Annotated in this window: 8 protein-coding genes; 4 read left to right on the top strand and 4 right to left on the bottom strand. The window is 43.3% G+C overall.

Annotation, left to right across the window (positions count from 1 at the left end; genetic code table 11):
• Positions 1-212: 212 nt before the first annotated feature.
• The gene (locus tag BN2628_RS16050; RefSeq protein WP_055100029.1) at positions 213-1,109 is read right to left on the bottom strand and encodes an MlaD family protein; all 897 of its coding nucleotides are present in this window, start codon (positions 1,107-1,109) and stop codon (positions 213-215) included.
• 95 nt (positions 1,110-1,204) lie between these two features.
• Positions 1,205-2,371 (bottom strand): N-acetylmuramoyl-L-alanine amidase family protein, encoded by a 1,167-nt coding sequence (locus BN2628_RS16045; protein WP_021931752.1) that lies wholly within the window; start codon positions 2,369-2,371, stop codon positions 1,205-1,207.
• Between the two features lie 423 nt (positions 2,372-2,794).
• On the opposite strand from BN2628_RS16045, the gene BN2628_RS17680 reads away from it, so the two are divergent.
• Together BN2628_RS17680 and BN2628_RS16035 are read left to right on the top strand one after the other, a co-directional pair.
• Positions 2,795-3,805 (top strand): gliding motility lipoprotein GldB, encoded by a 1,011-nt coding sequence (locus BN2628_RS17680; protein ID WP_055100025.1) that lies wholly within the window; start codon positions 2,795-2,797, stop codon positions 3,803-3,805.
• Positions 3,806-3,839: 34 nt separating this feature from the next.
• Positions 3,840-4,589, top strand: a complete 750-nt coding sequence (locus BN2628_RS16035; protein ID WP_021931749.1) for a shikimate dehydrogenase family protein — start codon at positions 3,840-3,842, stop codon at positions 4,587-4,589.
• Between the two features lie 297 nt (positions 4,590-4,886).
• Here BN2628_RS16035 and BN2628_RS16030 read toward each other — a convergent pair whose 3' ends face one another.
• Entirely contained in the window at positions 4,887-5,636 is a 750-nt protein-coding gene (locus BN2628_RS16030) for a DeoR/GlpR family DNA-binding transcription regulator (RefSeq protein WP_021931748.1), read from the bottom strand.
• A gap of 222 nt (positions 5,637-5,858) precedes the next feature.
• Here BN2628_RS16030 and BN2628_RS16025 point away from each other — a divergent pair, with 222 nt between their 5' ends.
• Both BN2628_RS16025 and BN2628_RS16020 read left to right on the top strand, forming a co-directional pair.
• The gene (locus BN2628_RS16025) at positions 5,859-7,037 is read left to right on the top strand and encodes an MFS transporter (protein WP_055100021.1); all 1,179 of its coding nucleotides are present in this window, start codon (positions 5,859-5,861) and stop codon (positions 7,035-7,037) included.
• A 30-nt stretch (positions 7,038-7,067) separates the two neighbouring features.
• Positions 7,068-7,853, top strand: coding sequence for a Cof-type HAD-IIB family hydrolase (locus BN2628_RS16020; protein ID WP_055100015.1), 786 nt, complete (start codon positions 7,068-7,070; stop codon positions 7,851-7,853).
• A gap of 199 nt (positions 7,854-8,052) precedes the next feature.
• On the opposite strand, the gene BN2628_RS16015 is transcribed toward BN2628_RS16020, so the two are convergent.
• The gene (locus tag BN2628_RS16015; protein ID WP_257606522.1) at positions 8,053-10,335 is read right to left on the bottom strand and encodes a GH92 family glycosyl hydrolase; all 2,283 of its coding nucleotides are present in this window, start codon (positions 10,333-10,335) and stop codon (positions 8,053-8,055) included.
• Positions 10,336-10,344 lie beyond the last annotated feature (9 nt).

The following is a 10,344-nucleotide window of genomic DNA, read 5'->3' as shown; positions in this document are numbered from 1 at the left end:
ATTTTTTATTTCTTCACGGCTTTTATAGCTATACTTTCAATCTAAAAGTCTACTGTATACCAACAAATTACAGAGACACCTAAAATTCCCCTTCATTTACGGAAACAGACATATCCATTTCCTTTCAGCCTGAATATAGCCACTTACAAAGATTTTACAATATATGTTCCAAAAATATTACTATTTAGAACCAATCTAAATAATAAATTTTATTATTTTTTCCTCCCGAAGAGTGAGAAATGCACATAACGTTTCGGATTTTCTCGCAAATCTATCAAGAGAGAATCTGCACTTCCCACCGTATTCACCAGCCCATCATATAATGCACCGTCGTTCAATAACAATCCCAAAGTGCTATTCGGATTTTTCAGCTTGGCCGACACTTCCTGTAAGTTCGTCACAGTAGAATCTACCGATGCCAAAGTTTTCTCCAACTCCAGCCGGTTAAGTTTCCCTGTAAATGTATCTACATGGTTCGTCACCTCCGTCACATTCCTTACAATAACCGGCATATCTTGTCCCAATAAGCGGTTCAGATGCTCGGTAGAAGTTTCAAGATTAGCAGTAATATGGTCGATACGCTGTAATGAAGACCGGAGAGCCGGGTCGCTTACCAATGCCTGTACACCGGTCAGTATGCTATCGAGTTTTGGCAACATAGACGTTATTTGAGGCAACATTTCACTCTGTATATTACCCAGCATATCCGGAGCATTCTCCCCGATAATTACATCTCCTGCCGTATGGTGAGTGCTCACATATTTGTTCAACTGCAAATCGATTGTAGCTGTCCCCAGAAAGTCCACCTTCAATAGAGCCTTGCTTCCGGTAGGGACCTTTAGTTTATTATCCAGACTTATCTCTACTGTCACACTCCCCGGCTTATCATAATTATACTCTATCGACCGCACCAGTCCTACTTTAAATCCATCGATAAGAACCGGAGTAGAAACCGTAAGACCATTGACATTCTTATATTCTACATAATAATAATTAGCCGGCTTCATCAGATTTATACCCTTCAGGAAATTGATTACCATCACTAATATTACCACACTCACTATTACAGAGAGGCCTATCACTACTTCTTTAGAAAATATCTTCTTCATATTTTGTTCTCTTTCTATTTTAATTTCATTTCAATAAACGCGGTGGCTCGGCATAGTCTTCAAATAAGTCTGAGCCTCTGCTCTCGCCTTGCTGTTTATTTTACTTTCTTTCCATTCCTAAACGTCACAATAAAAGCATCCTTAAACAGTTTTCTTACACCGGGCAACTTCTTCTGAATCTCAGCTTTCGACGTGCTTTCTCCATACGTATATTTATATAAACCTCCCTCTTTATAACATGAAACAGGATGCAAGCCCTTATAATAAGAAGAATTCGCTCCATATTTTGAAGGAGATGTCATAAATTGTATCTTATAAACCAATTGCCCCTCATCACTAGAAACAACATTTTCTATTTTCTGTTCAGGAGCTGCCGATTCCACTTGCACATCCTGTATACTCGGCTTATCAGCCTTAGCTATAACCTTGGATGTTCCCTTTCCTCCCGGTAAGATATTCCGCGTTACGACAGCACGCCCCATTTTACGATCAAAGTCTGACTTATAATTGCAAAACGCATTGAATATAGACTTTGCCATTTTCCGCTGGCCGTCTTCCGAACCCAGAAATCTCTCCTCCGCAGCATTCGAAATATACCCGACCTCAATCAGGACACTCGGCATTCCCGTATTACGCAACACCAGAAAACCGGCCTGTCTTACTCCTCTGTCGATACGCCCGGCCGAACGCTTAAACTGAGTTTGTATCAACGAAGCAAAATTTATACTCTGCTCCATATGCTTATCCTGCAAAAATTCAAACATGATATACGATTCTGTAGAACGGGGGTCAAAACCTTCATAACGAGTAGAAAAATCATCTTCAAGCAAAATCACTGAATTCTCCCTTTTGGCAACCCGGAGATTCTCCTCCGTACGCGCCAGACCTAAAGTGTAAGTCTCAGTCCCATAAGCCGATTTGCTCCCGGCAGAATTCGTGTGGATTGAAATAAACAAATCAGCCTTTACCCGATTGGCTATAGCCGCCCTCTCCTGTAACTCCACAAAGACATCCTTCTTACGAGTATATACAACTTTGACATCCGGATGATTGGCCTGTATCAAAGCCCCCAATTTCAAGGCGATACCCAGATTTATATTCTTCTCCTTGATACGAGCCCCGATAGCCCCCGGGTCTTTACCTCCATGACCGGCATCGATAACAAGCACAAACTTATTATCTTTAGCCTGAAGGCCAAACGAAAATAAAGAAACTATTATCAGAATAATAACAAATGCATATTTATTAGCTATATCTCTCATTATCTTCAAAATAGAATATAATATATCGCTTTCTATCCTATGCGGAGCATTCCACTTAAATATAGTCTAAAGCTATACAACCATTATGTTTAAAGCTACAAAGGTAACCAAATATAGCAAAAAACTTATCCCCAAAGTGTTTAAAATTGTGGAAAAATGGTGTGATACATAAAATCATAAACAATACATAACTGTATCAAAACCCATTCTACATCTTACCCCAAACAAAATATACATGATTTTCAAGAAACCTCAAACTGTTAAAAAGTAAAAAAACAAAACCTTTTCGACACCTCTACCGGAAAATAAAAAATGACCGACATTATTAAATGATACATATAATACCATTATTACGAAAATATTCTTATTTTTGTAATTCTGGATTTTACTTACAAAAATCCCATCACCAAAAAGGGGAAAGCTATGAACATTAAAAGCTGCTCAACATACCTCCTTTTATTTCTGATTTTATTCTGTATCGGCTGTCGGCACAACGGCTCCGGCTCAATAAAACCGGTAGACATCATACGCTTCGACAAAGAACTGACAGATGCTTTCGAAACCCAATCAGACACAGCCTTACAAGAAGCTTTCCTAAAAAAATATTCCGGATTCTTAGACATATATTGCCAAGGAGTCCTGAATCTGTCCCCGGCAGACTCATCCTATCCCGTATCCGGACTGAAAAGATTCCTGTCAAACCAAAACATACGGCAGATATATGCCGATACCGAAACAAAATTTGCCGATACAAAACCCATAGAAAAAGAACTAGGCACACTGTCAAAACAGATTGTACAAGCATTTCCCGACAAATCTCTGCCCCACATCTACACTCATGTCTCAGGGTTCAATCAATCTTATATCGTCACCGACAGCATCATATCTATCGCATTAGACAACTTTTTGGGAAAAGATTATCCGCCATACACAAATACATTCTACGAATACCAGCTCGCAACCAAATCTCCCGAATACATCATCCCGGGGTTGGCGCAAGTATGGCTATACAGCGAGTTTCCCCATCACCATGCCCCGGTAGAAACACTGCTCGACAATATGATATATGAAGGCAAGATACTATATGCCGCTCAGCAACTCCTTCCCGATACTCCGGTAGAACAAATATTAGGATACACTCCGCAACAAGCCGAATGGCTAACCCAGAACGAACCCGTTATTTGGGACCGGATACTCACGCAACAAGACCTCTATTCGACAAACACCATCACCAAAAGCAAATACATCAACCCTGCCCCATTTACCTCAACCCTCATACAGGAAGCTCCGGGAAGAGCCGGCAGGTGGGTAGGCTGGCGCATCGTCTCTGCCTACATGGACGAAAACAGACATATTTCCCTATCCCAATTGCTCAATGATAACGACACCGATAGCCAAACGATACTGAAACTATCGAAATACAAAGGGAAATAAACAAAATACAAGAAAGAATATAATACGAAACAACATGGAAGTAGAACAGATTTACGGATTGATTGGATATCCACTCATACATTCTTTTTCAAAAACCTTTTTCAATGAAAAATTCGAATCCGAAAAGATTAGTGCCGAATATATCAACTTCGAAATCTCCGATATATCCTTACTCAAAGAAATTATCGCTGAAGAAACGCGCCTGAGAGGGCTCAATGTCACCATTCCCTACAAAGAAGCCGTCATACCCTATCTCAATGAGATGGACGAGACAGCCAGACTCATTGGAGCCGTCAACGTAATCAAGTTTATCCAAAACAAAGGAAAACTGATACTCAAAGGATACAATTCCGACATCATCGGTTTTACCGATTCCATAAAACCCCTTTTGACCCGGCAACACAAATATGCACTCATATTAGGTACGGGCGGGGCATCCAAAGCCGTATGGCACGGACTCGAATCCTTGGACATTACCCCGACTCTGGTATCACGTACTCCCAAAGAAGGAGTCCTCACATACAAAGACCTCACACCCGAAATAATAGATAAATACAAAGTCATAGTAAATACCACTCCGGTAGGTATGTATCCTCATGTAGACGAATGTCCCGATATCCCCTACACATACCTTACCGAAGACCATTTAATCTACGATTTATTATACAACCCGGACGAAACCCTTTTCATGAAAAAAGCCAAAGAAAGAGGAGCTACCGTAAAAAACGGGCTCGAAATGCTCCTGCTACAAGCCTTTGCCGCCTGGGATATATGGCAAAAATAACACCCCCCTCTCCCGACATCGGGAGAGCTTGGCATTGCGGGCAGAACCCTTGTATCTCTGCCCAACATATCAATTATATAGCAACTGTTCTTTCCTCAGTAACCATGCTCGAACATAAAAATACTCCCTATTCTTTCCCGGAAGAAAAACCCACACTATAAATACTCATTTCCAGATAAAAAAACGAGCAAACAAGCCTCTCCTATCAAGAGCAGAACCGGTATGCGACGGTGAAATACACAACTTAAGACAAGACATCTTGATACTATGGAGAAAGGCAACATCCCACTCTCCGGCTCAAAGTACTTTATACGTGCCCTTCGGCCAATGTTCCCTGATATAATCCACCTTGCTATCCTCCGTAACGATATAGTCTATTTCCGCAAGTGAAGCCACATGATAACTGCGTGCAGTACCCAGTTTTTCGCTCCCGGCAAGTACCGCACACCTACCGCCCTGCTTTATCATGCTGCGTTTGATTATCGCCTCCTCCCGGTCAGAAGTCGTCAGTCCCTTTTGAGGATGAAGGTCACTTATTCCGACAACCACCCAGTCGGGATAGACCGATTGCAACATGCGGAAAACAGAAATACCGACCGTCACCTGAGAAGGAGCAAATACCTCTCCACCCAACATTACCAATTCAATATTAGGACGCACAGACAATTCACTCGCTATAGGCAAACAATTAGTATAGACGGTGAAATGCTTGTCTGCAGGCAACCGCCGTGCTACTTCAAGATTAGAAGTCCCGCCATCTATCAAAATCACATCCCCCTCTTCAAACAACAATACCAGTTTTGCCGCCATCTGTTGCTTGATAAGCGTAGCCGTATTCAGTCTTTCTGTAAACTGTAAAGATATATTCGATTTAAGCACAGCACCTCCATGCACTTTGGTCAGCAGGCCCAGCCTTTCCAGTTCCACAAGATCTCTGCGCAACGTATCGTCCGACACATTCAGTTCCTCACTCAATCCGGTCACATAGACGCGATTGTCCCGGCCTATCCGTTCGATAATATATCGATGCCTTTCTTCTTTCAGCATAACCCCGCATTTAAAGGTATATATTTCCGCAAATATATGTATATTTGATAAAAATAGCCTAATAAACATGCGGTTTTTAGGCAATTAATGCGGTTTTATTCGGATTTAAGGAACACAATATACTCAAAAGAAAAAAACTTAGAGAAAACCGCATCAACAGCAAAAGAGCATTCTATGCAATAAGAAGCCAACAAAGTGTTAATTTAAACTAAAAATACAATTATGCTCACAAGGAATCAAGCCCTCAAACAATTCCGCATAGCGGTAAGCCTGTTCTTTTTCGTACAAGGCATCGTTTTTGCTACATGGGCCAATCGCATACCGGACATTAAAAAAGCCCTGCACCTGAACGATGCAGAGCTGGGAAACGTCCTGTTCGCCATTCCCGTGGGACAAGTAGCTGCTATGGTACTTTCGGCATGGCTCGTCAGCCGCTACGGAAGCCGGAAAATGCTTATACTGGCCTCCGTACTTTATCCCTTTTTCCTAATCCCCTTGGGTATTGCCGACAATCCGTACCTGCTGATGGGAGGACTCTTTTTTTTCGGTATGAGTACCAACCTGTACAACACCGCCTCCAACACACAAGGAGTAAATGCAGAAAACCTGTACGGAAAGACCATTATGGCCTCCTTTCATGGACTGTGGAGTTTGGGAGGATTCTTGGGCGGACTCATCAGCATGGGATTTGTCGGCATGGACATTCCACCCCTTCCTCATTTTATCTTTATTTTTATTAGTTCCATCCTGCTGATGAATTTCATACGTTGTCAGCTGGTGAGAAATGACCGAAAAGCTCCACACCATGCAACAGCAGAGAGTAACAGGGTACAGAATCCTTTTTACAAAAAATTCGACCCTTATGTCATTGGGCTCGGAATAATGGCTTGGGCTGCTATGGTGTGCGAAGGCTGTATGTACGATTGGAGCGGAGTCTACTTCATGCAAGTCGTTTCTGCTCCGGAAAAGCTGGTACAATTAGGATACGTTGTCTGTATGTGCACCATGACCACAGGACGCTTTCTGGCCGACTGGTTCGTGACACGCTTCGGTGCAAAGAGAGTCATCTGTGCCAGCGGATTGCTCATCTTTTTCGGTATGATGCTGGCAGTTGTACTTCCCGACCTGATATTTGCCACCATCGGTTTCTTTTTTGTAGGCTTTGGCATATCCTCCACAGTACCGATATGTTACAGCATGGCAGGGCACTCCGATAAGATGGACTCCGGCCTGGCAGTAGCAACCGTATCTTCTGTCGGATATCTGGGTTTCCTCATCGGTCCCCCCGTTATAGGACATGTCTCACACGCCATCTCACTACATTACACATTTGGAGCAGTAGCCTGTGTCGGACTACTCGTAGCGATAGGAGCATCCAGGTTGCCAATACATCAAAAATAAGAATACTTTATAAATAAAAAATATCCGATAATGAATACAAAAGCAATATTTTTCGATATCGACGGGACATTAGTAAGCTTCGATACCCACCATGTACCGCAATCGGCCATCGAAGCAGTATGGCAAGTCCACGAGTCTGGCATCAAAGTCATTATAGCGACAGGAAGAGCATCTACCGACCTGCATGAAATTCAGGACATACCTTACGATGCCGTGATAGCCCTCAACGGCTCCGATTGTGTATTAAGAGACGGCACATCCATATATCGGGAACAAATCTCCAAAGAAGATTTCTATAAAGTGCAGGCTCTTGCACGGCGTTATGGATTCCCTCTGGCAGTCGAGACCGACAGAGGTATCTTTGTGAATGAAATCAACCCTACCGTCATCGAATTGGCCAGAATGGTCAACCATCCCGTTCCACCTGTAGCCGACATCGAAAAAGAATTCATCGAAAACAATTGCTGCCAGTTATGCATCTATTGCGACGAAGAGACAGAGAAAGAAGTCATGGCACAGCTTCCCGGACTCTCTGTTTCCAGATGGAATCCGTACTTTACAGACGTCAACGTAGCAGGAGTCAATAAAGCTGTCGGTATCAATAAATTTGCCGCCTATTACGGATTCGAGATGGCACAAACCATCGCCTTCGGGGACGGAGGGAACGACATCCCCATGCTCCGTGCTGTCGGTACGGGAATAGCAATGGGCGGAGCCTCAGAAACAGTGAAAGCCGCAGCCGATTATATAACGGGAACAGTAGATGAAAACGGCATACAAAACGCCTTAATCCATTTCGGCATTATCCAGAAATAAAAAATTATTCCGGAATTATTCAACCCATCATTTACAACATCCAAACCTCCTCACAAAAAGTGAAAAATAAATTCAATATCCGGTAAATTCTGTCAATCTTCCTTTCGTAAGGAAAAACAAATCTTCCGTTCTGAAATTAAAAAAGCCGGCTAACTACACATTAGCCGGCTTATGTTACAATCCCTGCAAAAAAGCAAACCTATCGGGACATGGAATATGGGAAATCAGTCCCCTGCGTCCCCCTCGCCTTATTCGGGCTACTACCCATATCGAAACGCAATTTCCGGCCTTTTACCAAATCCGAATGCAGGAAATAATTATGCTCATAATTCTTTCCGTTCACGATAAGACGTTGTATATAATAATTATCAGCCGCATTATTCGACGTTTCTATATCGATTTTCTTCCCGTTTTCCAAAGTTATCGTAGCTCTTTGTACCAGCGGTGCACCTACGACATATTGTCCCGAACCCGGACACACCGGATAGAATCCCAATGCCGAAAATACGTACCAAGCCGAAGTTTGCCCATTATCTTCATCACCACAATACCCGTCAGGAATAGGCTTATACATACGGTTCATCGTCTCACGCACCCAGTATTGAGTTTTCCAAGGCTCCCCGGCATAATCATACAAATATATCATATGCTGTATAGGTTGGTTGCCATGAGCGTAATTGCCCATATTCATAATCTGCATCTCACGTATCTCATGAATGACAAAACCATAATAACTGTCATCAAAAACCGGAGGCAATGAAAAGACTGAATCCAACATGCCGGTAAACACTTTCGGCCCGTTCATCAAACCTATCAGGCCCTCCACATCATGGAATACCGACCACGAGTAATGCCAACTGTTCCCCTCGGTAAAAGCATCTCCCCACTTAAACGGATTGAATGGACTCTGAAAACTCCCGTCAGCATTCTTTCCCCGCATCAGTTTATGCGTAGCATCAAACAGGTTCTTGTAATTTTCGCTGCGGCTACGGTACAAATCCTGCTCTTCCTGAGGACGATTCAGTAACTTGGCCACCTGCCATATACACCAGTCATCATAAGCATATTCCAAAGTACGGGCGGCATTCTCCTTTATGCCCACATTATATGGCACATAACCGAGTTTATTGTAATACTCATACCCCAGTCGCCCCGTAGCCGGACACTCAGGATGCACACTGTTTGCCGTCTTCACCATTGCCTCATACAAGTCTGCCCACAATGCTTTCGGAGTGACCCCCTTCAATATAGCATCCGAGATAACCGAAGCCGAGTTATTGCCGACCATACAGTCCCGATGGCCCGGAGACGCCCATTCGGGCATAAACCCGCTCTCCTTATACACATTCAGCAATCCCTCCTGTATCCGGGCATTTACCGACGGATACACCAAATTCAACAACGGGAACAAGCAACGGAAGGTATCCCAAAAACCCGTATCAGTATAGAGATAACCGGGAAGTACCTGCCCGTTATACGGACTGTAATGTACCGGTCTGCCCTTAGCATCTATTTCATAAAACATCCGAGGAAACAAAACTGACCGATACAGACAAGAATAAAACGTACGCATCTGCTCTTCCGAAGCTTCTATGTCGATACGCCCCAAAATATCGTTCCACTGCTTCCGTCCGTCCGATTTCAACTGTTCCAGCGAACGGCCATTCAATTCTTTCAAGTTTCGCTCGGCCTGTTCAAAGCTGATAAACGATGATGCGACAACGGCATTCACCGTTTCTCCCCTCTTCGTCAAAAAACCCACTACCGCCCCTGCATGGTCAGCAGCCATCTCCATACCGGCAGCCAGCTTGCCGTTTTTCCAGACAGAAGAAAAATGAGGTTTCTTGTCAAACTGAATGACAAAATAATTCTTAAAATTACCCGGTACCCCACCGCTGTTCTTCGTCGTATAACCGATTACTTTATTCTCCTCCGGGACGATACGTATATACGAACCTTTGTCAAAAGCATCGATAACGATACGGGCCGAGTCCGATTCAGGAAAAGTAAACCGGAAACAAGCTGCCCGCTCCGTAGGGACAAGCTCCGTTGTTATATCATAATCAGCCAAATATACACTGTAATAATAAGGAGTCACGGTCTCGGCCTTATGAGAAAACCAACTGGCCCGCTCATCCTCATTGATTCTATTCCCGATTACCGGCATCAGGGAAAATTGCCCGTAATCATTTATCCACGGACTCGGTTGATGCGTCTGCTTAAACCCTCGTATCCGGTACTGGTCATAACGATAAGCCCATCCGTCGCCCATCTTTCCGGTCTGAGGAACCCAAAAATTCATGCCCCAAGGCATTGCAATTGCAGGATATGTATTACCGGTAGACAACTCGAATGTAGACAGAGAACCCATCAAAGGGTTCACATAATCGACAGGAGAAGGCCCCGATGCCGACAAGACAGCCACATTACTGCAAACCAGAAGCCCTCCAAAAAATCTTTTCAACTTATTTATCATATTCATATTTACACA

Origin of the sequence: Gabonia massiliensis (assembly GCF_001403595.1) — a bacterium.
In the GTDB taxonomy this organism is placed as follows: domain Bacteria; phylum Bacteroidota; class Bacteroidia; order Bacteroidales; family Coprobacteraceae; genus Coprobacter; species Coprobacter secundus.
This window is presented reverse-complemented; position numbering and strand designations above follow the sequence as displayed.